This window comes from Gordonia polyisoprenivorans NBRC 16320 = JCM 10675, from assembly GCF_000241325.1.
GTDB classification, from domain to species: domain Bacteria; phylum Actinomycetota; class Actinomycetes; order Mycobacteriales; family Mycobacteriaceae; genus Gordonia; species Gordonia polyisoprenivorans.
Map to the genome: position 1 here is coordinate 12098 of NZ_BAEI01000087.1, position 24955 is coordinate 37052.

Sequence of the window (24955 nt, forward strand, 5' to 3'; positions counted from 1 at the left end):
GCTCGCCGATTCCCGTCTTGCCATTGCCGTTCTCGCAGGCGCGTTGCTGTTATCGCTGACGCGGTGGGTTCTCCACAGAACCGGCTGCGTCCACAGGCTGAGACCCTCCGCGCACGTGTACACAGAACGATGACGCCGGAATCGGCCACGATGGCGCTCATGTCCGAAGCCCTCCTCGCCCTCGTCGACGACGATCTGCGCGACGACGTCGCCCGGTGTGCCGCGGCCGCAGGCTATCGGCTGGTTCTCGGCGATCCCGCGACCTGCCGCGCCGAGTGGCTGCGGTCTCGTGCGGTCGTCGTCGACCCACCCGCGGTCGCCGCCTTGGTCTCCACCTCGGTGCCGCGGCGAGCCGGGGTGCTGCTGGTCGCCGACACCGCGCCCCCGGCCGACGTCTGGCGTTCGGCGATGGACCTCGGCGCCGGTGACGCCGCCCTGTTGCCGGCCGACGAGGGCCATCTGGTGCGCACGCTGACCGAGCTGCGTACGCCACGACGGGCCACCGGCGGCGGCGTCGCGCTGATGAGTGCACACGGCGGGGCCGGGGCGTCGGTGCTGGCCGCTGCGGTGGCAACGGCCGCCGGCGACGCCGGTGAGCAGGTGCTGCTGCTCGACGCCGACGACCTCGGTGGCGGTCTCGACCTCATCCTCGGCATCGAGGACCGGCCGGGGTTGCGATGGCCGGATCTGACGCTGGAGGGCGGAGCGGTCAACGGACATGCGCTGCACCGCGCCCTGCCACGGGTCGACGACCGGATCGCGGTGCTCACCGGCCGTCGCGACGATTCCCGCCCGGTTCACGCCGACGCGGTGCTCGCCACCATCGACGCCGGCCGCTCGCACGGTGATCTGGTGGTCGTCGACCTGCCCCGCGCCGACACCGCCGTCGTCCGCGGCGTCGTCGAGTCGGTGGATCTCGTCGTCCTGGTGACCTCACCGACCGTCGTCGGCTGTGCCGCCGCCCGCCAGATCGCCGACCGGTTGCTCACCGACGCCGCCGATCTCGCGCTCGTCGTGCGCGGTCCCTCGCCGGGCGGGCTGCGTGCCCCGCAGATCGCCGAGGCCGCCGACCTGCGATTGCTGGCCGCCTACCGGCCGGACCCGCGACTGCCGGCGCGGCTGGAGAGTGGACGACCCGGGATCGGTGCGCGCAGTCCCCTGGGGCGGGCGGCACGAGCGGTGTACGGGGCCCTCGGTGTCGGTGTCGGTGTCGGGGCCGTCGGGACGGGGCGGGCCGGATGAGCGCGCACACCGACGAGGCGCTGCTGGATCGGGTGCGTTCGCGGTTGGCGTCGGAGGCGGTGGAGCCGACGGCGGCGGTGATCGCCGACGCGATACGCGCCGAGGCGGGTGGGGTGCTCGGCGACACCGATCTCCTCGCCGCGCTGCGGTACCTGCAGACCGAGTTGACCGGCGCCGGCCGGCTCGAAGAACTCCTGGCCGAGCCGGGGATCGCCGACATCCTCGTCGTCGGCCCGCACCGGGTATGGGTGGATCGGGGTGCCGGACTGGAACTCTCGGGGATCACCTTCGACGACGACGCGGCGGTCCGCAGGCTGGCCGGACGGCTGGCGTTGGGCGCAGGGCGCAGGCTCGACGACGCCCAGCCCTGGGTCGACGGGCAGTTGTCGAATGTCGGACGCCGGGGATACACGGTCCGCCTGCACGCGGTGATCCCCCCGTTGGCCGCCGACGGCACATGTTTGTCGCTGCGCGTACTACGCAGTGCCGGAATGGGTTTCGACGCGATGGTGGCCTCCGGTGCGATTCCGGCCGAGGCGGCCGAAGTCGTGGGTGAGGTGCTGCGTGCCCGGTTGTCGTTTCTGATCATCGGCGGCACCGGGTCGGGCAAGACAACGCTTCTCGGTGCGTTGATCGGACAGATGGGCGCCACCGAACGGGTCCTGTGCGTCGAGGACGCGCTCGAACTGACGCCGACCCACCCGCACGTGGTGCGACTGGTGGCGCGAACGGCGAATGTCGAAGGGGCGGGCGAGGTTGCGGTACGGGTCCTGGTGCGCCAGGCGCTGCGGATGCGGCCCGACCGGATCATTCTCGGCGAGGTCCGGGGTGCGGAGGTGATCGATCTGCTGACCGCCCTGAACACCGGTCACGACGGCAGCGGCGGCACCCTGCACGCCAACTCGACCGCCGAGGTGCCCGCGCGGATGGAGGCGCTCGCCGCCTTGGGTGGGATGGGCCGCGACGCCCTGCACAGCCAGCTCGCCGCAGCCGTCCACATCGTCCTCGGCGTCGCCCGCAACGTCGACGGGACGCGTGGTCTGTCCGAGATCGGTGTGCTGCGTCGCGGTGCCGATGGCCTGGTCACCGTTGTGCCGATCTGGTTGCGCAGCGTCGGATTCACTTCGCACCGAGCGCTTTTCGACGAGATGGTCGCGATCCGATGACGGTGATCCTGCTTGCCTCGGCGTGTGCGGTGCTGTGGTCGGGCGCACCGCGCGCCGCCCACCGGCTCCGGCCACTGGGCGGGCGGCACACCCGCTCCACCACGGGAGTCCCGACATTGCGACGGATCGTCGTGCCGATCGGGATCTGCGGTGCGCTGCTGGTCGGCGGTATCGCTGCGGCGGTCGCTGCGGGACTCGTGGCCGGCGTGTACGGATGGCGGGCTCATCGCCGCCGGGCCGCCGAGCAGGCCGACGCGCGACGAGATGATCTGTTGACCGCGCTGTCGCTGATGATCGCCGAGCTCTCGGTCGGTGCGCCACCCGCCCATGCCTGTGCGGCCGCTGCGGCGGAGATGTCGGCCATGGCCGACGCTACCAGGGATGGCGTTACCGGACAGGCGGATTCGGTGGCCTCGGCGTTGTCGATGCTGGCCGGCCGCGCTGAGCTCGGAGGTGGCATCCTGATCGACCCGACCGCAGCGCACGGCGCCGACGAATCCTGGCAGCGTATCGCCGTGGCCTGGCAGACGTCGGAGGCTCACGGGCTGCCGCTGGCCGATCTGCTGGGCTCGGTGCGCTCGGATCTGTTGGCCCGCAAGGCCTTCGTCGAACGGACGCGGGCCGGAATGGCCGGTCCCCGTGCCACCGCCACTGTCCTCGCCGGACTCCCGGTCCTCGGCATCGCGCTCGGGCAGGCCACCGGTGCGCAACCGTTGTCGACCCTGCTGGGCGGTGGGCTCGGTGGAATCCTCCTCGTCGTCGGTACCGCTCTGGTCGCGAGTGGGCTGCTCTGGGCAGATCGCATCGCCGCGAAGGTGGTGGCACCGTGAGCGGCGGTCTGCGCAAGGGCGCGCTGGTCGAGAGGGAGGCCCGGTGAAGGCCGTGGCCGTGCTCCTGGTGGCCGTCGCCTGTTGGATCTGGCCGGCCGCGCGATGGCGTCTCCACCGGGTGATCGATCTGCCCGCACCGCCTACCCGGGAACCACGATTCCTCGGGGTGGGTGACCCCGGGGCGGATCCGTTCGCCACCGCGGCCGCACTGGACCTGCTCGCGGTGTGCCTGCGCGCCGGACTGCCGGTGGCGCAGGCGATCCGGGTCGCGGCGTCGAGTGCGCCGCCGTCCCTGGCGCGGCCGTTGACCTCGACCGCCGAGCTCCTCGAACTCGGCGCCGACCCGGACCGGGCCTGGGCTGCTCCCGAGGTGTCGCCGGATGCCCGGCGACGTCGGCCGCGGGCACCGTCGACCGACCTCGGCGCAGACTGTTTCGCGGATCTGACGATGCTCGCCCGACGGTCGGCGCGAGCCGGGTCGGCGCTGGCCGACGGGGTCGGCGAACTCGCCGAACAGGTCCGCCGGCGTGCCCACGACGAAGCGCTGGCCCGCGCCGAGCGGGCCGGGGTGATGGTTAGCGGGCCATTGGGCTTGTGCTTCCTGCCGGCCTTCATCTGCCTGGGCATCGTTCCCGTGGTCATCGGCCTCGCGTCGCAGACCCTGGGAGGTCTCTAGAAAAACATGCGCCGGGAGGGAGCCAAATCGCCACCCGCTGCGTCCAATTACCGCAACGTTCGAACCCCGAAAGGAAAAACCATGTCACACACCGTGAATCAAAGCTCTCCCGACCACGCCGACCCCATCGAGAATCCGCGCGGCTTGCGCGCTGCCGGCGATTGGCTGAACGCTCAAACGCTGCGCCTGATCAGCGACGAGGAGGGGATGAGCACTGCCGAATACGCCATCGGCACCATCGCGGCAGCGGCGTTCGGTGCGATCCTCTACACCGTCGTCACCGGCAACGACATCGTTTCCGCACTCACCGGGATCATCAACAAGGCCCTCAACACCTCGGTGAGCTGATGGGCGCGCGGCGTCGGGGCGTGGCGCGACGTGGCGTGCTGCGACATGTCGTGGACGATGACGCGGGCATGGTCACCGTCGAGGCGGCGTATGCGATTGCGGCGATCGTGGCGGTCCTGATCCTGGGCATCGGGGCGATCGGTGCGGTGATCGCCGAGATCCGGTGCACCGACGCCGCACGTGAGGTCGCGCGGTTGACCGCAGCCGGTGACGCGGGGGCGCGGGCCGCCGGAGCCCGGCTGGTCGGCGCCGACGCGACCATCACGGTGAGCGAGCAGGGCGGCAAGGTCGTCGTCTCGGTCACCGACCGGGTGCTCTCGCTGCCCGGGCTGACGATGTCGGCCCGGGCGGTGGCGGCCAAGGAGCCGGACGGCTCCGATCAAGTCGACATCGCGCCGGGGGTGACGCCGTGAAAATGCTAGTGCGCCTTGCCCGTGACGATCGTGGCTATGCCACCGTCGCCGCGGCCGGCGTCATCGTCGGGGTGGTGTCGGTCCTGGTGATGGTGGTCTACGTCGGTGCGGCGGTGATCGCCCGACACCGGGCGCAGTCGGCCGCCGACCTCGCGGCCCTCGCCGCCGCCATCGATCACGTCTCCGGTGACGCAGATGCGTGCGCAACCGCCCGGGAGGTGATCGACGATCAGCGTTCGGCGGTGGTGCTGCGTCGGTGTCGTACCGACGGCACCGACGTCGTCGTCGAGGTTGGCGTGCCGATCACGCTGGGGCTCTTCGGTTCTCGCGACGCGTCCGCGGCGGCGCGGGCGGGTCCGGCGGAGTGAACCAACCCCGAAGTGCCCTAACCGATGGCGTCGTCGCCGACGATGATCCGCTTCGGGTACACGCGCACCGAATGCATCGGCGCGAACCACACCTGACCGAAATACACCGACGTATCGCCGCGGTAGGCCAGTTCCAGGACGCCGTCGCCGTACGCGGTGCGGATTCGCGGGCGCACCGCGGTGACGAACGGTGCCCAGTGCACCACCTCACCCTCGGTGAGGAAGCCGCCCGCAGCTGCCCAGGTATCACCCGAGGAGCCCTCGGAGATCGCGAGGTACACCTCGCCGAGTGACGGGCTGATCCGGGGCCCTACCATGGCGCTCTGCAGATACCATTGCGCGGTATCGGCCACGGCCGGGTCCTCCAGGCTCACCGACGCCCACGCGTAGTGGATGTCGAGCGCGTCGAGTGCCTCGGCCTCCGAGAAGAACACGTCGCTCTCACCGATCGTCGACGGCATCCGGTCGGGTTCCCGGGTCGGACGGGCGAGCAGAAAGTACACCGGGCACGGCCGCAGGATCGTGCGCGCCGACGCGAGGCCGCGGGCGTCGCGGTCGGGCTCGCCATCCCTCTCGTGCATGCCACCGATTATCGCCGAAAAACCATGATGTGGACCGATCCGACGCGGTATTGCGATAGCCGCCTTGATGATTCACACGGGCGAAGTCCGGTTCCGAGGGCCGGCAGAGCCCGTGAGCGCATGAGTCATTTGTCCGGAATGTGTCTCGTCCGCACACCGCACGCCACGCTCTGTGTCGACCGCTCGATGGGTGCTGACCTGCGGTGATATCGCATGTATCGGCGCCAGGTGGCCACCGTTATGAGATATGAGTCATATGGCCACAAAAACGTGATCGGGGTTTCCTTCGGAGCGCGAGGCGGCGCAAGCTACCGGCGGGTAAGAACGGCGGTCGCCATGTCGGCCACGACGTTCCGGTCGTTCTCCACCCCGTTTCGATTCATCAGTTCCGAGAGGAGAAGACAGTGCACGCACTCAGCAGTCCCGAGGTCACGACGACGCGACCGCGCCCACGACTGACCACCGGCATCGCGCTCGTCGGCGCTGCGGCGATCGCGATCACCCCACTCGCCATCACCGGCGCCCCGGCCATCACCCATGACGTGCACCATGCGATCGACAGCGCGGCGACGTCGATCAAGCTGACCGGATTGGAGATGTATCAGCAGGTCATTGCCGATGCGGTGGCGAACTTCGAGGCGTCCCGAGAGTGGGCCGTGCCCGGAGCGTTCCCGATCCTCGAGCAGATCCTCAGCAATCAGCAGGCCAATCTGTCCGCTCTCGGATCGGCGCTGGGGACTTTCGGTCCCGCGGCGCTGGAAGTGATCAAGACCGAGGTGCCGCAGCTCTTGGCGCAGGCGGCCGAGGGGTTCGCCAAGGGTGATCTGGTCTCGGCGGTCAATGCCGTGCTGACCGCGGCGATCCTGCCGATCACCGCGGGAATCGACCTGGTGTCCGGCCCGATCATCCCGGCGATCCAACAGGCGCTGGCAGGTCCGGTGCAGAACCTCGCGAATGTCATCAACCAGCTACCGAACATGATTCTCTCGGGTGCACTCGTCCCGCTCAGTCCGGTGCTCAGCGGTGGTGGAGCACTGGTGCAGGCAGTGCAGAACGTGATCGACGCGGTGCAGGCAGCCGACCCGGCCAAGGCGCTCGACGCCGTGGTCAGCGCACCGGCGGTCGTGCTCGACGGAATCCTCAACGGCGGATACGGGATGAGCCTCGCACCCCTGGTGGGACTGAACGGGTTGACCGTTCAGTCCGGCGGCCTGCTGAATCCGGGGTCGTTCACCGACGACGGACGGCTCATCCTGCCGGGTTCGTTGCAGAGCTGGCAAACGTTGCAGCAGACCATCGTTGCGGCACTGACCCCGCCGGCGGCACCCTCATCGGCGGTATCCCGCACGCTCGCGTCGTCCTCGCCCACCGACATCAGTGCCGTGCGGGCTCCGGTTGGGGCGTCGACCACCGCGGTCACCCTCGACACGCGCGCGAATTCCGCGGACGCCACACCCGCCCCGTCATCCAACCCCTCATCCACCCCGGTGGCATCCACCCCGGCGGCATCCACCCCGTCCGAGTCGGCCTCGGCACCTTCGACAACGGCCCCGGAGTCGGCCACGGCAACGGAGACCGCGAGCACCGGGTCGAGCGGCGGCGCCACGGGTAGCGGACCGGCCGACTCGCAGACGGGCAGTGACGAGCCCGCGGGCGCCCAGTCTGAGGGTGCCCAGTCTGAGGGTGCCCAGTCTGAGGGTGCCCAGTTTGCGGGTGCCCGGTCCGGGGATACGCCGTCCGCGTCCGCCGACGCACAATCGGGCGGGACGGCCACCACCGGGCCGCAGCAGAGTGGGCCGCAACAGACTGGGCCGCACACCACTTCGGGTGCGACGGCGTCGCCGGCCGGAGCCGGAAGTGCGCAGGGCGCGTCGGGCTCCTGACACGCCCCGACCGGCTGGTGCTCCCGCCCCGTGTCCCGGGGCGGGAGCATCCGGTCGGTGGATTTGCGGCACCGCGCAATCCGCGCAGTACGCGGGATACTTCGTGTTACGAATGACCGGTGAGTGAGGACGAGTCGGCGCTGTCGGGGGACGCCGGAGTCGTCGGCCGCCGGCGAGTGATCGACCGCATCGACGATGTGTTGCTCGCCGCGACATCGGGCATCTCCGGCGACGGCCGCGCCCTCACGATCGTGGGCGGCCCCGGCACCGGCCGAACGACGATGCTGGACGTGGCCGTACGTCGTGCCACTGCGCTGGACATGGATGTGTTGGCCGCTTCGGGCGCCGACGACGAATCGGCCGAGCCCTACGCCGGACTCCACCAGTTGTTGTTACCTCTACTGCTATCCCGGGCGGGTGAGCAGACGGGGTCTCTCGCGGTGCGGGTCGCTCTCGGATTCGCGCCGGGTCCGTCGCCGGACGGTCGGCAGGTCGCCGATGCCGTGAGCGCCCTTCTGGCCGACCACCTCGCCCACCGCCCGACACTACTGGTGATCGACGATCTCACCCGCCTGGACGCCGAGTCGACCGGCGTCGTCGAAGACCTTGGCGCACGGCGATTGTCACGACTGGCCATCATCACTTCCGTGCAAGCGGGGCGCGCGGCGCCGCTCCTGGGCACCCGACTGGCACTGGGACCGTTGACCGAGGCCGAGTCCGGTCGCCTGCTCGACGCCGGTCATCCCGCTCTCGAGCCACGGTTGCGGAGCGCGATTCTCGCGGCGTCCCTGGGAAATCCGTTGGCGGTCCGCGAGATCCCACGCAGCCTCACCGAAGATCAACGCCGCGGTCTGCAGCCGGTACCGGCACAGATTGCCCTCACCTCGCGTCTTGCGCGGCATATGGCCGAGACCATCGCGGACCTACCCGCAGATACCCGGCTGCTGCTCGGGATGCACGCGATCGATCCCGACCGCCCGATCGGCGACTTCGACGACGTCCTCGGTGGACGTGACGCACTGGTGGCCGCACTGCCCGCACTCGGCAACGGGCTGGTCGAACTCGTCGGTGCGACCCGGATGCGATGCCTGCATCCGGTGGTCCTCGGCATGATCGCCGACGGCGCCACCCGTGCCGAACGGGATCTCGCACACCGGTCGCTCGGCGCGGTGCTGGCCGTGCAGGGCATACCCGAACCGGCAACGGTGGACGCGATCGCGTCGGTGCCCCGTCGGGCTGCCATGCGGGAGGCGTCCGCGGAGGCAACGCGGCACCTGGGGGATTGGCGCGGCGCGATCGACGGTCTCGAAGCCGCGGCCACCATCGACGCCAGACCCGCCGAGCGTGCGCGTCGGCTGGCCCGGGCGGCCTATCTGGCGGCATCGGTCGATCTCGCCGTCGCGTCGCGGCTCGTCACCGAGATGCGCCTACATGATCCGACGGTGGCCGGCACTCTCGACGGTGCTCTCGCCATCGCCGCCGTCGCCTCCCGAGGGATGCTCACCGACCTCGACATGGCCCATCGGCTCCTCGAGGAGGCCATCGTCGACCACGGCCACGGCACCCCCGACGACCCGCTGCTCGCCGAGGCGATCGGTGAACTGCGCTGGGTCTGTTGGCTTTCCGGGCGTGACGATTGGTTGCGCGCATACCGGCGCACATTGCACGCGGTGGGCGGCGCCCCGCGGGCTGGGCGCCTCACACGCCGCGCCGCCTTCGGGCTACTCGACGGCGAGGTGCGTGCCGACGAGGTTGAGGCGGCCATCGGCATGGTCGACGACCACACCGATCCCACGGCGATCATCCTCGTCGCCGAGGCTGCGGCCACGGTGGATCGGGTGGCCTCGATGACACATCACCTCGAGCGCCTGATCGAACTCGCCGACGATCGGGGGCCGGTCGTGCCGGCCATCTGGGCAACGCTGATGCTCGCCGACGACGACGTCGGCCGCGGTGACTTCGCCCGTGCCGAGCAGCGTCTCGATCACGCGATAACACGCTGGGGGTCTGCGGGTTTCAATCTCCTGTCATGGGGTGTGGATGCGCAGCGGGCCCGGTGTGCCGCGGGTGTCGGTGAGGCAGTGGTGATCTCTGAATGCGTCCGCCGCATGACGGCATGGGCCATCCCGCGCCGTGCGCACCGCGTCGTGGAGCAGGCGGCACGTGCCGAGCTGGCCTCTGCTGCCTCACGTTCCGATGCCACCGTGGTCCTCGAGCGCGCGAATGCGATCGGCCCGATCGGTGAGTTCGGTGCCGGTTGGCGTACGTCGCGGTCGGCGCACCTCGACGTCGTCCTTGCCGCGCGGCAGGTCGGACGACCTGATCTGGCGCGAGTGCACGTTGAGGCCATGACGCGCAACGGATTCGGCGTGATCTCCCCCCGCTGCCGGATGATCCACCTCGCCGCGCAAGCGCTGGTGCTCACCGGTGCGGCCGCGCGGTACCTGTTCGAGGCGGCGTTGGCGGTGCCCGAAGCGTCACAGTGGCCGATGGATGTCGCCCGAATCCAGTACTCCTTCGGGGCCCATCTGCGCCGCAACCATGCCGTCGCCCACGCGCGGGAGCCCCTGACGCACGCGGTGCGTCTCTTCGACGAGCTGGGGTGTCAGGAGTGGGTCGAGCTGGTGCGGGCCGAACTCGATACGACGATCGTCGCGCGTGAGGTTCTGGGTGGACCCATCGCGGGTGGGTTGACCCATCGGGAGCTGCGCATCGCCGAGGCCGCGGCATCGGGCATGAGCAACAAGGCGATCGCTGTGCAGATGGGGATCTCCGCGCGTACGGTCGGTAATCATCTGCACCATGCGTACGTCAAGCTGGGTATTGGTTCACGTGGCGGGCTGCGTGATGCCTTGCAAGCGCTCGGAATCGGTGCCTCAGCCGCCCGGGCCCGCATCCCGACCGAGTGAATCGCGCAGCGCCGCACGAGATGTCACCCCCAGGGTGGCGTAGACCGAGGACAGGTGGGTGCCGACTGTACTCGGCGAGAGGTGCAGCAGTTCGCCGATCTGCCGGTTGCTCAGTCCGGACGCGGCGAGTTCGGCAACGCGCAGGCCGATGGGGGTGAGGTCGGTCAGGGTCGCCCGTGCGCCGGGCGCATCGCCGAGCCGGCGGAGTTCCTCCTCCGCCTGTGCCAGCCACGGGCGCGCTCGTAACCCGCGGAAGATCGATGCCGCACTGCGCAGTTCGTGGCGGGCCGCCGCGCGATCACCGCGGCTGCGCAGCATGACGCCGTAGGACAGGCGGATACGCGCGAGATCGAACGGACGTCGGTCGGCGTCGGGTACGGCGAGCGCTTGCTCGAAATCGCTACGCCGACAAGTCAGTACGGCCAGCGCCCCGGCGCGCAGCAACGGCTCCAGCCGCCGCAGCGGCATACCCTTGTCGTCGCCGGTGAGTCGCTCGATGAGGGCGGCGACGTCGGCGGTGGCCGATGCCGCGACCGCGGCTTGGGCAACGTCGAGGACCATCCGCGCATCGGAGTCGATCAGTGCCGTGTGGTTCCCGTCTGCAGCGACCTGACCGAAGAGTCGATGGGCGCGTTGTCCGGCGCCGGCACCCAGGGCAAGCACCGCTCGGGCCTGGGCGGCTCGACCCCGGATGAAGATCCCGGAGGGATTGTCCCACAGCGACATCCGGTAGACGGCGACATCGACGGCGTCGGCGTCTCCACGGTAGGCGGCCAGCAGCGCGTCGGTGTGGTCGGCCCATTCGGTGCCAGGGATGCGATATCCGAGTCCGTCCGCGATCTGCCGGGTCCGCGCGACGAGATCCTTTGCGACGGTCCAGTCGCCGGCCGTGAGACGCTCGGTGCTCAGTAGGGCGGCGGCCGCCGCGATGGTGGGGGGTGTGGCGGTGGGATCGGAGAGCACCCGCACGAGCGAATCCCGCCACCAGAAGCGATGATGGCGTGTCCGGGTGACGAACGCGGTCCGCAGGACGGTGGTCGGGTCGGAGGCCACCGCGAGATCATCGACGAGACGATCGGCCTGATCGACCGCAGCGTCGGGCGACTCGGCGAGCTGCATGCGCCCGTCGATCCGTGTCCAGACCGGCGCATTGGGCAGTGATCTCAGCACCGCGCGAAGGCCGTCGCGGGCTCCGTCGCCGGTGCATTGTTCGAGGAAGGTCAGCAACCACACCGCGTCATCGACGAGACGTCGATCCGTGTGATCGTGATGCGCGGTCACCGCAGACAATAGGGCTGCATACACCGGTCCTGTCGGGTGGCCTTGCGCGAATGACGAGAATGCTTCGGCCACCGCATGTTCCAGCCCCGACGGGCTGTGCGCGGGAGTTGGCGCGAGTAACGCGGTGGTGCTCGCCGAATCGTCGGACGCTGCGGCACGGGCGGCCACGACGGACTCGTCGAAGTCCACACCTGTTCGCGCGGTGCGGTTCTCGGCATCGGCAGGAGGCGGCAGGGGCTCATCGGGCCAGATCCGTTCGGCGAGGCGATCGTCGAAGACCGTGTCGCCGGGGGCGGAGGAGAAGACGGCCTGCACACCGGTATGGCGGAGTCGTCGGATCACCGGCGCGAGGATGTCCGCGCTGGACGGGTCGAGGCGGTCGGCGCGATCGATCAACAGCAGTGCGCCGGGATGCTCACCTGCCCAGGCATGTAACAACGACACGATGACGGTGCACAGCATCAGTCGGGTCGGCGGCGGGCCCATTTCGATGCCGAAGGCGACGCGTAGTGCGCTGCGCTGCTCGGTGGTGATCGATTCGGCCGAGGCCAGTACCTGGTCCACCAGCCCACGCAGCGCCGACATGTCACCCGGGCGGGGCGCCGACGCAGCGGTACCGGTCGTGGGCTCTGCGCTCAGGCGTACGACCGGCAGGCCGTCGGCGGCGGCGTGTGCGTGTACGGCGTCGAGCACCTCATCGCCGTGGCTGTCGTCGGTGAGTATGAGTGCCGAGACGAATTCCCGGGCGCGCAACCCCGAGAGGATATCCCGGGCCGATCCGTGGGCCGAGGTCGTGGGCATGGCGCACCCCCGTTCTTGCTGCTCGCCCACCCGGGCTCACCTCAGCCTACGAGCAACGCGGACAGCAGCGACAAGGTGGTGATCGCTCCGGCCTTGTCGAGGGGGTCGTTTCCGTTCCCGCACTTGGGGGACTGCACACAGGACGGGCAGCCGCTCTCGCAGCCGCAGTCGGCGACGGCGTCGCGGGTGGCGGCGATCCAGGCGGCGAATTCGGTGTAGCCGCGTTCGGCGAACCCCGCGCCGCCCAGATAGCCGTCGTATACGAACACCGTGGGCAATCCGGTGTCGGGGTGCAGGTTGGTCGAGAGCCCGCCGATGTCCCAGCGGTCGCACGTCGCGATCAGCGGCAGGAGACCGATGGCGGCGTGTTCGGCGGCGTGCAGCGAGCCGGGCAGTCGGGTCGCGTCGATCCCCTCGGCAGCGAGTACCTCCGGCGGCAGCGTGTACATCACCGCGCGGGTGTGCAGTGTCTGACGTGGCATGTCGAGTTCGACGGCGTCGAGCACCTCGCCGGAGAGCAGCGTGCGCAGATAGCCGACGACCTGGTGGGTGACGTCGACGTCGACCAACGCGGTGTGCAGCGCCCCGTGATCGGTGGCGGCGATGACGTCGGTGATGGTGATCTCGGTGGTTTCCCGGGCCGAGGTCGTCCAGTCCGGCTCCTCCGGGTGGGCGAGCGCCAGTCCATCGTCGAGGTCGAGTTCGTCGACGACGTAGGTGCGGCCCTGATGGATGTGCACGGCACCGGGATGCACGGTGGCCGGGGCGCGTCCGGCGTCGACGGTGCCGAGCAACTCCGAGGTGGTCGCGTCGACGATCAGGACCTGTCCGCCGATGCCACCGCGAATGTCGATGTCGCCGTGCGGATCCACCCCGGGCGCGGCATACCAACCGGCCTTGCGCCTGCGCAGCAGCCCCTGCGCAGCGAGGTCGGCGACCAGCTCGCCGGCGCGCCATTGCTCGATCTCGGCGTCCTGCAACGGGAATTCGGTTGCCGCACAGAGTAGGTGGGGGCCAAGGATATAGCGGTTGGTCGGGTCGATGACCGGCGCCTCGACCGGTGTGCCCAGCAGTGCCTGCGGGTGATGGACCAGATAGGTGTCGAGCGGATCGTCACGGGCGACGAGCACCACGAGCGCGTCGCCCGAGGTGCGCTGACGACCGGCGCGCCCGGCCTGCTGCCAGAAGGATGCGACGGTGCCCGGGTACCCGGCGATGATGACCGCGTCGAGGCCGCTGATGTCCACGCCGAGCTCGAGTGCGTTGGTGGTCGCCACGCCGACGAGTTCGCCGGAGGAGATGGCCTGTTCGAGTTTGCGTCGGTCGTCGGCAAGATACCCGGCACGATACGCCGCGACCTTGTCGACGAGCTCGGGAGCGCTGTGCGCCAACAGATCACGGGCGCCGAGTGCAGTGATCTCCACGCCGCGCCGACTGCGCCCGAAGCACAGTGTGCGTGCGCCTTCGATGACGAAATCGGCCAGTAGTCTTGAGGATTCGGCACCTGCGGATCGGCGGACGGGCGCGTCGTTCTCGCCGCTGATTCCCGGCACGAAATCGGGCTCCCACAGGGCGATGGTGCGTTCGCCACGCGGTGATCCGTCCTCGGTCACCCCGACCGCCGGTTCGCCGATGAGCCGGGACAGCGCGGCGGCCGGGTCGGCGACGGTCGCGCTCGCGGCGATCACCGTCGGATTCGATCCGCACGCTCGTGCCAGTCGCAACAACCGTCGCAGGACCAGCGCCGTGTGTGACCCGAACACCCCACGGTAGTGGTGACATTCGTCGATCACGATGTATCGCAGGTGCCGGAAGAATTGCCGCCACTGCCCGCGCACCGGGCCCGCCGACGAGCCGCCGCCACCGGAGAGCACGCCGGTGAGTATCCCGATGTGCAGCATGTCGGGATTGGTGAAGATCCACCGGGAATGCGTGCGTGCCCAATGTCGTATGTTCGGATCGGTGTCGCCGTCGTAGGCGCACGGCGCGAGGTGTGCAAAGGGTCCGCGTCCGGCGGTCAGTGTGGAGACCGCCCGGATCTGGTCGGCGCCGAGCGCTTTGGTGGGCGCCAAATACAGTGCGGTGGAATGTGGTTCGGTGAGCAGTGCATTCAGGATCGGTAATTGGTAGGCCAACGACTTTCCCGATGCGGTGCCCGTGGATATGGACACATGCCGACCCGAGTGTGCATGTTCGGCTGCGGCTGCCTGATGAATCCATGGTTTCGTGATGCCGTCCGCCTCGAATGCCTCTCGCACGTTCTCGTCGACCCATTCCGGCCAGTCAGTGAAAGTCGCTGTGCGCGACGGGATGACGGACAGGTGCGTGATAGGACCAGAGTCCGCTTCGGTACCGGCGAGGGAGCGGCGGAGGAGTTCGGTTCCGAAGGTGTGCAGGCTCATAACTCTTTGTTGTCTTCTGTGTCGCGCGGTGTCGAATGTGGTTCTCGTGCTCTGCGACGGGAATTCGAGACCGGATCGATATGTGGCGCTCTGGCGCGACGTCCGTGCAGATGTTACTGCCTGATGTCAATCAGCTGAAATCGTCCACATTTTCGTTCCCACTGGTTCCTGTGACTATCGCATCGGTGCCAGACGTGATTGACTATGTGCGGCCGCAGCTTCTTCCGATGCATCGTCACTGCGGTGATCGGGGGAATCGGGTTGCAGCCGTGGTACTGAGTTATTCCCTCACCGAACCGCGTCCACGGTTCACCGGGGTTTCTTCGAGGTATGGCGGTCAGAACCGGCCACGGTGCGAGTACATCTCGTATCGGAGTCAGATCGAATGAATGTGAAGGATTGCAGTAATGGCACAGGGAACTGTGAAGTGGTTCAACGCGGAAAAGGGCTTCGGCTTCATCGCTCCTGACGAGGGGTCCGACGACGTGTTCGTCCACTACTCCGAGATCCAGGGATCCGGTTTCCGCACCCTCGAAGAGAACCAGCGTGTCGAGTTCGAGGTCGGGCAGGGCACGAAGGGCCCACAGGCGACGGGCGTCCGCGCCGTCTGATAGGCGACCTCGCGGCAACGCGAAGAGGTTTGTCTTAACCGCTCCCGGTCTGGTCATCCAGACCGGGAGCGGTTTTCTCTGCCCGGCCGGGGTGTCCTGCGACCCGTGTGACGGGCGAGGCCACTGGTACTGCGCGGCGCAGTAGTCTCATAACCGTGGGTCAGTTGGCGTTTTTCTCGGCGGAGACCGACGAACCGGCGATCGACGACCTGGCGGGTCTGCTCGCCGGTCCCGGGCAGTCGGCGCCGGTGTATGCCGGGGCGGACGTGATCGGTACGCGCGTGTCGGTCGTCGTCGGCGATCGGTGGCGCGCCGATGCCATCGTCGCGCAGGTGCGGACGATCGGGCTCGACGCCGAGGTCATCACCTCCGAAGAGGGCAATCCCTTGGCGCGCACCGCGCCGAGCCCGCGTCTCGACGAACTGCACCGCCGCTGGTCGACGGGCGCGGTCAAGACGATGCCCACCGCGTGGGTCCCGACACCGCATGCGTTGCGGTTCTGGGTGCTGGCAGCCGGCCGCACCGATCCGACCGGACAGTACCTCCTCGGGCTCGATGCGCACTGCCCGGAATCGCATCCGGTGCTCGCCACCGCGTTGATGCGCGTGGGTATCGCGCCGACCCTCGTCGGCAACCGGATCGGGGCGCCTGCGCTCCGTGTGGGGCGTCGCCGGCTGGCGCGGTTGGCCGAGTACGTCGGCCCGCCGCCACCCGGTGCGACGGCTCGCGAGTGGCCCGGTGCCGGCTGATCGCCGAGGTGCCCGCGACCGTCGCGTCCTCGTATCGGGTGACACCGATGACGCCGAAATGTGATGCATGCTTCACAGCCGTCTGACCAGCTGATTCATCGAAAGAATTCGAGATGTCCGGTCCTTCGGGTATACCTTGCCGGGAATTCGGATGTGCAATAGGCGCTATCTATAAGGTACAAACCCACTGAACGAACAAGAGCGGCTCCGGGCACAATCATCCGCCCGAAGACCGACTCGATAGCGAAGGACCCCCGTTGGCCGAGACCAGCACCACAAGCCCCACGAGCGGCAAAGCGATCCGACGACTCGTGATCGTCGAGTCGCCCACCAAGGCGCGCAAGATCGCCGGGTACCTGGGGTCGAACTATGTGGTCGAGTCCTCCCGTGGACACATCCGGGACCTGCCGCGCGGCGCCGCTGACGTCCCGGCCAAGTACAAGGGCCAGTCCTGGGCGCGGCTCGGTGTGAACGTCGACGAGAACTTCGAGCCGCTCTATGTGGTCTCGCCCGACAAGAAGTCGACGGTCACCGAACTCAAGTCGCTGATGCGCGATGTCGACGAGCTCTATCTCGCCACCGACGGTGACCGCGAGGGGGAGGCGATCGCCTGGCACCTGCTCGAGACGCTCAAGCCGAAGATCCCGGTCAAGCGGATGGTGTTCCACGAGATCACCGAGCCGGCCATCCGGGCGGCCGCGGAGAACCCCCGCGACCTCGACATCGATCTCGTCGATGCCCAGGAGACCCGCCGCATCCTCGACCGTCTCTACGGCTACGAGGTCTCCCCGGTGCTGTGGAAGAAGGTCATGCCGAAGCTGTCGGCGGGCCGTGTGCAGTCGGTGGCCACCCGCATCATCGTCGAGCGTGAACGAGAGCGCATGGCGTTCGTCTCCGCGGAGTACTGGGACATCGACGCCACCATGAACGCCGGCGGGTCGCAGGAGGACAAATCCAATCCGCGCAGCTTCTCCGCGCGCCTGGTCAACGTCGACGACGCGCGCGTCGCGACCGGCCGTGATTTCACCCCGAAGGGCGTGCTGAAGAAGGCCGACGGCGTCATCGTCCTCGACGAGTCCCGGGCCACCGCGCTGGCCGGCGCCCTCGACGGCGCCGACATGACCGTCACCTCGGTCGAGGAGAAGCCCTACACCCGACGTCCGTACGCGCCGTTCATGACCTCGACGCTGCAGCAGGAAGCCGGCCGCAAGCTGCGGTTCTCCTCCGACCGCACCATGCGCATCGCGCAGCGCCTGTACGAGAACGGCTTCATCACCTACATGCGTACCGACTCGACGACGCTGAGCGAGTCGGCCATCAACGCCGCTCGCACGCAGGCGCGAGAGCTGTACGGCGACAACTTCGTTCACCCGACCCCGCGGCAGTACACGCGAAAGGTCAAAAACGCCCAGGAAGCTCACGAGGCGATCCGCCCGGCCGGCGAGACATTTCGCACGCCCGGCCAGGTCGCCGGGCAGCTCGAGACCGACGAATTCCGTCTCTACGAACTGATCTGGCAGCGCACGGTGGCCAGCCAGATGGCCGACGCCAAGGGCACCACCCTGAGCCTGCGCATCACCGGAACCGCCACCAGCGGCGAGGAATGCACCTTCGCCGCGTCCGGGCGCACGATCACCTTCCCGGGCTTCTTGTCGGCCTACGTCGAGACCGTTGACGATCAGGCGGGTGGCCAGGCCGACGACGCCGAGAACCGCCTGCCGCAGCTGACCGAGGGCCAGTCGTTGACCGCCTCGGAGCTGCGTGCCGACGGCCACTCCACCAACCCGCCCGCCCGCTTCACCGAGGCGTCGCTGGTGAAGGTGCTCGAGGAGCTCGGCATCGGTCGCCCGTCGACCTATGCCTCGATCATCGGCACCATCCAGGACCGCGGTTATGTGGTCAAGAAGGGCAACGCGCTGGTGCCCTCATGGATCGCGTTCGCCGTCGTCGGCTTGCTGGAGGCCTACTTCGAGAGCCTCGTCGACTACGACTTCACCGCGTCGCTCGAGGATGATCTCGATCAGATCGCCAATGGTCAGGAGAACCGCACCCGGTGGCTCACCGAGTTCTACTTCGGTGATTCGGCCGCGAATGCCGAGCATGACGCGGAAATAGCCGGCTCGGAAATCGCCAAGCACGGGGGGTTGAAGAAGCTCGTCGGGGTCAATCTCGAGGAGATCGACGCCCGCGAGGTCAACTCGATCCGCCTGTTCGACGATGAGCAGGGCCGACCGGTCTACGTGCGCGTCGGACGATTCGGTCCGTACCTCGAACGTAACGTCGCCGCGAGCGCCGACGCCGAACCGGACCTGCAGCGGGCCAACCTGCCCGCCGACATGACCCCTGACGAGCTCACCCTCGCCGTGGCGGAGAAGCTGTTCTCCACCCCGCAGGAGGGACGCACACTCGGCACCGATCCGGTGACCGGGCACGAAATCGTGGTCAAGGAGGGCAGATTCGGTCCGTACGTGACCGAGATCCTGCCCGCCGAGGAAGACGGTGACGATTCCGGCTCGGCCGGCGCGCCGGCGACGATCCCGGCCGGGCCCACCCCGCGTGACGGTGGTGGCGCCGGTGACGGTGAGGTCGTCCCGCTCGACGACACCCCGGCGGACACGGGCGGGTCGACCTCCGGCGGTTCGACGGCCACCAAGACCGCTGCCAAGAAGGCGGTCGCCAAGAAGGCCGCTGCGAAGAAGACCGCCAAGAAGGCCGCGGGCCCCAAGCCGCGGACCGGATCGCTGTTCAAGACCATGGACATCTCCACCGTCACGCTCGACGACGCGCTGAAGCTGCTGTCGTTGCCGCGCGTGGTCGGCGTCGATCCGGCGACGAACGAGGAGATCACCGCCCAGAACGGCCGCTACGGCCCGTATTTGAAGAAGGGCACCGACTCGCGGTCGCTGACCAGCGAGGATCAGTTGTTCAGCATCACCCTCGACGAGGCCCTCAAGATCTACTCCGAGCCCAAGCGTCGAGGCCGGGCCGCTGCCGCTCCGCCGCTGCGTGAACTCGGCAAGAACGACGAGGTCAGCGGACAGCCGATGGTGATCAAGGACGGCCGTTTCGGCCCGTACGTCACCGACGGCGAAACCAACGCCAGCCTGCGCAAGGGTGACGAGGTCGCCAGCATCACGCCGGAACGGGCGATGGAGTTGCTGGCCGAACGTCGTGCCCGCGGCCCGGTGAAGAAGGCCACCAAGAAGAAAACCCCGGCGAAGAAGGCGGCCGCCAAGAAGACCGTCGCGAAGAAGACCGCGGCGAAAAAGGCGCCCGCCAAGAAGGCTGCGGCGAAGAAGACGACTGCCAACAAGACCACACAGGACGACTGATCCGGTCTCACCGGGTCGCGATCCGGTGGATCAGCCGGGCCGCGACCCGCGCGGTGCGGTGAATTGGTCTCGTGCGCAACCTGATCCGTCGTCAGATCGCGGAGAGCCCTTCCTCTTCGGCTTCGATCGCCGCCCGGACAGCCTCCTCGTGGGCCAGGACCTGCTCCCGGTTGGGCAGTGCGAGTGAGGCGAATGCCGCGATCAGGTAGCCGGCCGCGCCGAGCGCCGCGGTCACCGCGAAGGCGTGCGCCGCGTGCGGCACCGCGAGATCCGTTCCGAGCACGGCGAAGTAGGTGGTGCCGGCCACCGCGATCCCGACGGCGGCGCCGAGCTGTTGGAAGGTCGCGAAGACACCCGACGCGGCCCCGGCCCACCGGACAGGTACCAGGGCCAGTGCGACCTCGACCAGCGGCATCACCAGCATGCTCAGACCGGCGCCCATCACCGCGAGTGGTGCGACGATGTCCCACGGAGTCAGCGCAGCGCCCTCGTGCAGCACGATCAGGAGCGTGACGAAGGTGCCGGTCGACTGCAGGAGCGCACCGACGAACATCAGGTGCCGGCCGAAGCGGGCGAACGGGCCGGCGATCGCGAACCCGGCGAAGGCGCCGAGGGCGAATGCCAAGATCGTCATCCCGGCCTTCAGCGCCGAATAGCCCAGCGTCGACTGCACGTAGAGCATCAAGGTGAGGGTCACGATGTTCATCGAGCCCTGGAACACCGTCTGCACCACCAGGCCGACCGAGAAGCCCCGGTTGGCGAACAGACGTCCCGGGAGCAGTGGTGCCCGGCCGGCCCGCGCGACGGCTCGCTGGCGGACGACGAATAGCGCGAGCAACACCACGCCACCGGCCATCACCGCCCACGACCACGCCGGCCAGCCCAGCGTGTGTCCCTCGACGATCGGGTAGAGCACCGCGACGACGCCGCCCGCGGAGAGCGCGACGGCGATCAGGTCACGATCGGCCGGCTCGGTGTCGCGGGTGTCCGGGATGTACGCGCGACCGAGGACCAGCAGCACGATGCCGACCGGCACGTTGATCAGCAGCACCGACCGCCAGCCGAGTCCCGCGACGTCGCCGCTGACCAGGACCCCGCCCAGGATCGGACCCGCGACCGCGGCCATCCCCGAGATCGCCCCGAACATGCCGTAGACGCGGGCACGCTCGCGCGGCCGATAGAGCGCCTGCAGCGTCGAGAGGCCCTGCGGGACCATCACCGCGGCGAAGAGTCCCTGGGCGACGCGGGCGACGATGAGCAGATCGGCATCAGGGCTGCATGCCCCGGCCAGCGACGCGAGGGTGAACCCGGCGACCCCGATGAGGAAGGCTCGTCGTCGCCCGATGGCGTCGCCGAGTCGGCCGCCGGTGATCAGCATCGAGGCGAACGCGAGCATGTAGCCGGCGATGATCCATTCGAGTTGTGCGGCGTCGGCGTGCAGGTCGTTGCGGATGGAGGGCAGTGCGACCTGCATGATGGTGACGTCGAACAGGTCCATGAAGGAGGCACCGATGAGCACGGCCATCGCGAGGGTGCGTCGTCGCGGGGAGATGGTCGTCGACGGCTCCGGGGAAACGTGAGAGAGCATGGTGACCGTCCTCGAGTAGTAGCTACCACACGGAGATTATTCCGAAGCGGAAATATTCTGATACGGAAAGAGTAGGTCGATGCCGAAGGAAGCACAAGAGGTCATCGAGCGACGCATCAACACGGCGCTCCAGGTGCTGATCGGCGGAGCCGTGCTGCGCAACGAGCGGGTCGCCCGCGAACTCGGCCTCAACGTGGTGGACCTGCAGACCTTCGGACTCATCGCCCGCCACGACGGCCCGATGTCGCCGGGCGAGGTGGTCCGGGCGGCCGGCTTGCCGGGCAGCACGGTCACCCGGGTGATCGACCGTCTGGTCGACGCTGGTTTCGTCCGGCGCACACCCAGCGAAACGGATCGTCGTCGGGTGGAGATCGCGGCGATTGCCGAGCGGGTCCCGGAGGTGGTGAGTCACTACGAAGGGATCACCGCACAGATGCGTGAGTTCAACCAGCGCTTCGACGGCGACGAACTCGCCATCGTGGCCCGCTATCTGGAAGCCATCGCCGAGGCCACCTGACCGGCCGCCCCGGACGACGGGCCGGGCGTGGCCGGGAGCCGGCTAGCGAACCTCGGTGACCGGGATCGGACTCGTGTTCATCGGGTCCACCCGCGGCCGGGCGAGGAGCGTCTCGATGCCGCGGCCGCGCAGCTCGACGCCTTCGCCGATCTCCCAGTACTCGGCCTCCTCGTGCGAGGCCAGGAACACCGCACGCGCCGAGCCGAGGACACGGGTGGGCTCGTCCTTGGCGAGTTCGGTCAGCCGGGCCGCCTCGTTGACCGGGTCGCCGATGACGGTGTACTCCAGGCGCTGTTCGGACCCGATGTGCCCGGCGATCGCTTTGCCCGCCGACACCCCGATGCCGATGTCGGTGTCGCCGAGGGTCCGGTAGAGCTCGATGCGCAGCTCGCGTGCCGATGCCAGTGCGCGACCGGCGAAGTCCTCGAGGTCCAGGGGCGCACCGAAGATCGCGAGCGCGGCATCACCCTGGAATTTGTTGACGAAGCCGCCGTGCCTACCGACCACCGCCACCACGACGCGGAAGAACTCGTTGAGCATGTCGACGACCTCCCGCGGGGGCCGGTTCACCGCCAGGCGCGTCGAGCCGACGATGTCGACGAACAGCACTCCCACATAGCGTTCCTCGCCGCCGAGTTCGGTGCCGATCTCGATGGCCCGGCGCGCGACGTCCTCACCGACGTAGCGGCCGAACAGGTTGCGCAACTGCTGGCGTTCGCGCAGGTCGGCCACCATGTCGTTGAAACCGGCCTGCAGCAGGCCGAGGTCGGATCCGTCGTAGATCTTCACCGCGGCGTTGAGATCGCCCGCGGACACCTTCGACTGTGCACGGCGCAATTGTTTGATCGGGTCGTTGATCGCCGCGACCACCCGCACGATCGCGAGCAGGCTGAAAGCCAACGACGCCAACGCCATCCACAGGATCGGCCGTTGCAGCCCGGCGGCGTCGGTCTCGATGAAGTTCAGCCGCTGCATCGTGATCAGGCCGACGATGACCAGCATCGGGGCGACCACACTGATCACCCAGAACACGGTGATGCGGGTGGTGACCCCCGGTGCGATCGCGTTGTCGGGGTTGTTGGCCATCGCCGCGACGGTGATCGGCCGCAGCACCTTCTCGAACTGCAGGAAGCTCAGCACGCAGGTCACCAGTGCGCCGATGAAGCTGGCCATCGCGACGATGAACGCATCCCGGTGCGAGACAGTCAGATTCACGCAGGTGAACAGAATGCCGCCGACCAGCCACATGCCGACGTTGACCGCCGAGAGCAGCATCGGCAGTTGTAACGCCCGCCGCCGGGCGCCCTCGTTGTCCAGGCGGGTGCGGCGCCGATGCCAGATCAGCACCGGCAACGACAGTTGGATACTGAAGACCGCGCCGACGATCATGGCGACCACGAGGTAGGCGGCGAAGATCGCCTGATTGAGGGTGGTGATCTCGTCGAAGCGGAACGAGTCGCTCGCGGGCATCCCGAACCGCAGGAACGCGAAGGTGAACAACGCGCCGACCAGGTTGGCACGCAGCATGTCGAGCGCAAGAATCGGCCACGGGGTGCGGATCAGCCACTTCCCCGTGTGCAGGGCTTTTGACACCCACGACCGACGCTCAATCACGTCAACCACGGTAGCTGGCTGCTTGCAATTGTTAAACGCGGTCGACGAATCGGACGTGTCCGACGTGCGGTTTAGGGTGAGGGTGTGACAAATGTCTTCGACCGGATGATCGGGCAAAAGGCGGTGATCGCCGACCTGGGTGACGCCGCCCGCGCGGCACGTGGCCTGGCGAATCGACTCGACGAGCACGCCGCCGGCGCCGTGTCGATGTTCGGCGAGGCCGACGGCAACGAGGATCTCGGCGATCCGGCGCGGTCGTCGATGACCCACGCCTGGTTGTTCACCGGACCGCCCGGCAGCGGCCGGTCGGTGGCCGCGACCTGTTTCGCCGCGGCACTGCAATGTCAGGACCCCGAGGTCATCGGCTGCGGCGAGTGCCGCGCCTGTTCGACGGTGATGGCGCAGACCCACGCCGACGTGCGCAACATCGTGCCGCAGGGGTTGAGCCTGTCGGTGGACTCGATGCGTGAGATCGTGCAGGTCGCCTCGCGTCGTCCGGGCACGGGCCGCTGGCAGATCGTGATCGTCGAGGACGCCGATCGGCTCACCGAGCAGGCCGCGAATGCGCTGCTGAAGGTTGTCGAGGAACCGCCGTCGCGGACGGTATTCCTGCTGTGCGCCCCGTCGGTCGATCCCGAGGACATCTCGGTCACGTTGCGCTCGCGGTGCCGTCACGTCGCCTTGACCACGCCGTCGACCGCCGACATCGAGCGCGTGCTCGTCGATCGCGACGGCATCGACGCCGAGGCGGCCCGCTGGGCGGCGTCGGTCTGTGGCGGCCACATCGGGCGCGCGAAGCGCCTGGCCACCGACCCCGACGCCCGCGCACAACGGGAATCGGCGCTCGGGATCGCGCGGGCGGCCACCCGAGACTCGACGGCGTACAAGGCGGCCGAGGATCTCGTGCGCTCGGCCGAGACCGCGGCCAAGGCGATCAGTGCCGAACTCGACGAGGCCGAGACCGAGGAACTCAAGACCGCCCTCGGTGCCGGCGGAACCGGCAAGGGCACCGCCCGTGCGCCACGCGGGAGCGCCGGGGCACTGAAAGAACTGGAGAGGCGCCAGAAGTCACGCGCCACACGGGTCGGTCGTGACGTCCTCGATCGGGCTCTGGTCGACCTTGCCGCCCTCTATCGCGACGCTCTGGTGCTGTCGATGGGCGCCCAGGTGACCGCGATGCACCCCGACAAGACCGACGACACCACGCGGCCGATGGCCTCGTATGCCAGTCCCGAACAGTTGTTGCGATGCGTGGAGGCGGTGCTCGAATGCCGCGAGGCGCTCGACGTCAACGTCAAACCCAAGTTCGCCGTCGATGCGATGGTCGCACGGATCGGGCTGGCGATGCGTGCGACCGAACGGGTGTGAGTCCGCGCGATCGGGCCCTCGCTCAGACGTCGCCGTTGCGCTTGGCGAGTTCGCGGACCCGGTTGAGTTCGGAGATGTTGCCGAAGATCGCGATCCAGTTGTAGGCGAGACACGAGATGATGCCCCACCAGCCCAGCGTGAGGCAGTGCGTCTGTGCCGCCCAGAAGGCCTTGCGGATCTCGGGCCAGGTGCCGACCGTCTGTGTGGGGCTGGTCAGCGCCAAGACCACCATCCCGGTGTGCCGCTTGAAGACCGCGCGGTACGCGCCCGTTGGTG

General features: G+C 68.7%; 20 protein-coding genes. 14 read left to right on the forward strand and 6 right to left on the reverse strand.

Going from position 1 to position 24955, the window contains the following annotated elements; translation table 11 throughout:
- Window positions 1-159 precede the first annotated feature (159 nt).
- From ssd to GOPIP_RS23585, 7 genes are all read left to right on the forward strand, one after another.
- Window positions 160-1242 carry a septum site-determining protein Ssd gene (ssd, locus tag GOPIP_RS23555; protein ID WP_035728821.1) on the forward strand — a complete coding sequence of 361 codons (1083 nt, stop codon included), beginning with the start codon at window positions 160-162 and terminating at the stop codon, window positions 1240-1242.
- Window positions 1239-2408: a TadA family conjugal transfer-associated ATPase gene (locus GOPIP_RS23560; RefSeq protein WP_006372343.1), complete on the forward strand. Its 1170-nt coding sequence runs from the start codon at window positions 1239-1241 to the stop codon at window positions 2406-2408. Before ssd ends, GOPIP_RS23560 begins: the two co-directional genes overlap by 4 nt.
- Window positions 2405-3238, forward strand: coding sequence for a type II secretion system F family protein (locus GOPIP_RS23565; protein ID WP_006372344.1), 834 nt, complete (start codon window positions 2405-2407; stop codon window positions 3236-3238). The genes GOPIP_RS23560 and GOPIP_RS23565 overlap by 4 nt, the downstream gene beginning before the upstream one ends.
- 43 nt (window positions 3239-3281) lie before the next feature.
- Window positions 3282-3914: a type II secretion system F family protein gene (locus tag GOPIP_RS23570; protein WP_006372345.1), complete on the forward strand. Its 633-nt coding sequence runs from the start codon at window positions 3282-3284 to the stop codon at window positions 3912-3914.
- An 81-nt stretch (window positions 3915-3995) separates the two neighbouring features.
- The gene (locus GOPIP_RS23575) at window positions 3996-4262 is read left to right on the forward strand and encodes a DUF4244 domain-containing protein (protein ID WP_006372346.1); all 267 of its coding nucleotides are present in this window, start codon (window positions 3996-3998) and stop codon (window positions 4260-4262) included.
- Complete coding sequence (locus GOPIP_RS23580) at window positions 4262-4675, forward strand: TadE family type IV pilus minor pilin (protein WP_006372347.1); 414 nt, start codon at window positions 4262-4264, stop codon at window positions 4673-4675. Before GOPIP_RS23575 ends, GOPIP_RS23580 begins: the two co-directional genes overlap by 1 nt.
- Window positions 4676-4677: 2 nt before the next feature.
- Complete coding sequence (locus tag GOPIP_RS23585) at window positions 4678-5043, forward strand: Rv3654c family TadE-like protein (protein ID WP_006372348.1); 366 nt, start codon at window positions 4678-4680, stop codon at window positions 5041-5043.
- A gap of 17 nt (window positions 5044-5060) precedes the next feature.
- Here the strand turns inward: GOPIP_RS23585 and GOPIP_RS23590 are convergent, their stop codons facing one another.
- A complete protein-coding gene (locus GOPIP_RS23590; protein WP_006372349.1) occupies window positions 5061-5624 on the reverse strand; it encodes a hypothetical protein in 564 nt (187 codons plus the stop codon).
- Window positions 5625-6028: 404 nt separating this feature from the next.
- Between GOPIP_RS23590 and GOPIP_RS23595 the strand changes: the two genes are divergently transcribed.
- Window positions 6029-7507: a hypothetical protein gene (locus GOPIP_RS23595; protein WP_006372350.1), complete on the forward strand. Its 1479-nt coding sequence runs from the start codon at window positions 6029-6031 to the stop codon at window positions 7505-7507.
- 119 nt (window positions 7508-7626) lie between these two features.
- Window positions 7627-10416 (forward strand): helix-turn-helix transcriptional regulator, encoded by a 2790-nt coding sequence (locus tag GOPIP_RS23600; RefSeq protein WP_006372351.1) that lies wholly within the window; start codon window positions 7627-7629, stop codon window positions 10414-10416.
- Here GOPIP_RS23600 and GOPIP_RS23605 read toward each other — a convergent pair.
- Window positions 10384-12498: a helix-turn-helix transcriptional regulator gene (locus GOPIP_RS23605; RefSeq protein WP_006372352.1), complete on the reverse strand. Its 2115-nt coding sequence runs from the start codon at window positions 12496-12498 to the stop codon at window positions 10384-10386. The two genes, GOPIP_RS23600 and GOPIP_RS23605, sit on opposite strands and share 33 nt — an antisense overlap.
- A gap of 41 nt (window positions 12499-12539) precedes the next feature.
- A complete protein-coding gene (gene sftH / locus GOPIP_RS23610; RefSeq protein ID WP_006372353.1) occupies window positions 12540-14900 on the reverse strand; it encodes a DEAD/DEAH box helicase in 2361 nt (786 codons plus the stop codon).
- Window positions 14901-15307: 407 nt separating this feature from the next.
- Between sftH and GOPIP_RS23615 the strand changes: the two genes are divergently transcribed.
- From GOPIP_RS23615 to topA, 3 genes are all read left to right on the forward strand, one after another.
- A complete protein-coding gene (locus GOPIP_RS23615) occupies window positions 15308-15511 on the forward strand; it encodes a cold-shock protein (RefSeq protein WP_004022110.1) in 204 nt (67 codons plus the stop codon).
- A 155-nt stretch (window positions 15512-15666) separates the two neighbouring features.
- A complete protein-coding gene (locus tag GOPIP_RS23620) occupies window positions 15667-16260 on the forward strand; it encodes a hypothetical protein (protein ID WP_006372354.1) in 594 nt (197 codons plus the stop codon).
- 257 nt (window positions 16261-16517) lie between these two features.
- Complete coding sequence (gene topA, locus GOPIP_RS23625) at window positions 16518-19592, forward strand: type I DNA topoisomerase (RefSeq protein ID WP_006372355.1); 3075 nt, start codon at window positions 16518-16520, stop codon at window positions 19590-19592.
- A 91-nt stretch (window positions 19593-19683) separates the two neighbouring features.
- On the opposite strand, the gene GOPIP_RS23630 is transcribed toward topA, so the two are convergent.
- Window positions 19684-21180: an MFS transporter gene (locus GOPIP_RS23630; RefSeq protein WP_006372356.1), complete on the reverse strand. Its 1497-nt coding sequence runs from the start codon at window positions 21178-21180 to the stop codon at window positions 19684-19686.
- 79 nt (window positions 21181-21259) lie between these two features.
- Here GOPIP_RS23630 and GOPIP_RS23635 point away from each other — a divergent pair, with 79 nt between their 5' ends.
- The gene (locus tag GOPIP_RS23635; RefSeq protein WP_006372357.1) at window positions 21260-21697 is read left to right on the forward strand and encodes a MarR family winged helix-turn-helix transcriptional regulator; all 438 of its coding nucleotides are present in this window, start codon (window positions 21260-21262) and stop codon (window positions 21695-21697) included.
- Window positions 21698-21739: 42 nt separating this feature from the next.
- Here GOPIP_RS23635 and GOPIP_RS23640 read toward each other — a convergent pair whose 3' ends face one another.
- Window positions 21740-23320: an adenylate/guanylate cyclase domain-containing protein gene (locus GOPIP_RS23640; RefSeq protein WP_244421209.1), complete on the reverse strand. Its 1581-nt coding sequence runs from the start codon at window positions 23318-23320 to the stop codon at window positions 21740-21742.
- A 75-nt stretch (window positions 23321-23395) separates the two neighbouring features.
- Here GOPIP_RS23640 and GOPIP_RS23645 point away from each other — a divergent pair, with 75 nt between their 5' ends.
- A complete protein-coding gene (locus tag GOPIP_RS23645; RefSeq protein ID WP_006372359.1) occupies window positions 23396-24679 on the forward strand; it encodes a DNA polymerase III subunit delta' in 1284 nt (427 codons plus the stop codon).
- Between the two features lie 22 nt (window positions 24680-24701).
- On the opposite strand, the gene GOPIP_RS23650 is transcribed toward GOPIP_RS23645, so the two are convergent.
- Window positions 24702-24911, reverse strand: a complete 210-nt coding sequence (locus tag GOPIP_RS23650) for a hypothetical protein (RefSeq protein WP_014358789.1) — start codon at window positions 24909-24911, stop codon at window positions 24702-24704.
- Window positions 24912-24955: the final 44 nt, after the last annotated feature.

What these genes read in the sequence shown, in the direction of transcription:
- ssd (WP_035728821.1), top strand. Translation starts at nt 160, where the DNA reads ATGTCCGAAGCCCTCCTCGCCCTCGTCGACGACGATCTGCGCGACGAC.
- GOPIP_RS23560 (WP_006372343.1), top strand. Translation starts at nt 1,239, where the DNA reads ATGAGCGCGCACACCGACGAGGCGCTGCTGGATCGGGTGCGTTCGCGG.
- GOPIP_RS23565 (WP_006372344.1), top strand. Translation starts at nt 2,405, where the DNA reads ATGACGGTGATCCTGCTTGCCTCGGCGTGTGCGGTGCTGTGGTCGGGC.
- GOPIP_RS23575 (WP_006372346.1), top strand. Translation starts at nt 3,996, where the DNA reads ATGTCACACACCGTGAATCAAAGCTCTCCCGACCACGCCGACCCCATC.
- GOPIP_RS23580 (WP_006372347.1), top strand. Translation starts at nt 4,262, where the DNA reads ATGGGCGCGCGGCGTCGGGGCGTGGCGCGACGTGGCGTGCTGCGACAT.
- GOPIP_RS23585 (WP_006372348.1), top strand. Translation starts at nt 4,678, where the DNA reads ATGCTAGTGCGCCTTGCCCGTGACGATCGTGGCTATGCCACCGTCGCC.
- GOPIP_RS23590 (WP_006372349.1), bottom strand. Translation starts at nt 5,624, where the DNA reads ATGCACGAGAGGGATGGCGAGCCCGACCGCGACGCCCGCGGCCTCGCG.
- GOPIP_RS23605 (WP_006372352.1), bottom strand. Translation starts at nt 12,498, where the DNA reads ATGCCCACGACCTCGGCCCACGGATCGGCCCGGGATATCCTCTCGGGG.
- sftH (WP_006372353.1), bottom strand. Translation starts at nt 14,900, where the DNA reads ATGAGCCTGCACACCTTCGGAACCGAACTCCTCCGCCGCTCCCTCGCC.
- GOPIP_RS23615 (WP_004022110.1), top strand. Translation starts at nt 15,308, where the DNA reads ATGGCACAGGGAACTGTGAAGTGGTTCAACGCGGAAAAGGGCTTCGGC.
- GOPIP_RS23630 (WP_006372356.1), bottom strand. Translation starts at nt 21,180, where the DNA reads ATGCTCTCTCACGTTTCCCCGGAGCCGTCGACGACCATCTCCCCGCGA.
- GOPIP_RS23635 (WP_006372357.1), top strand. Translation starts at nt 21,260, where the DNA reads ATGCCGAAGGAAGCACAAGAGGTCATCGAGCGACGCATCAACACGGCG.
- GOPIP_RS23650 (WP_014358789.1), bottom strand. Translation starts at nt 24,911, where the DNA reads ATGGTGGTCTTGGCGCTGACCAGCCCCACACAGACGGTCGGCACCTGG.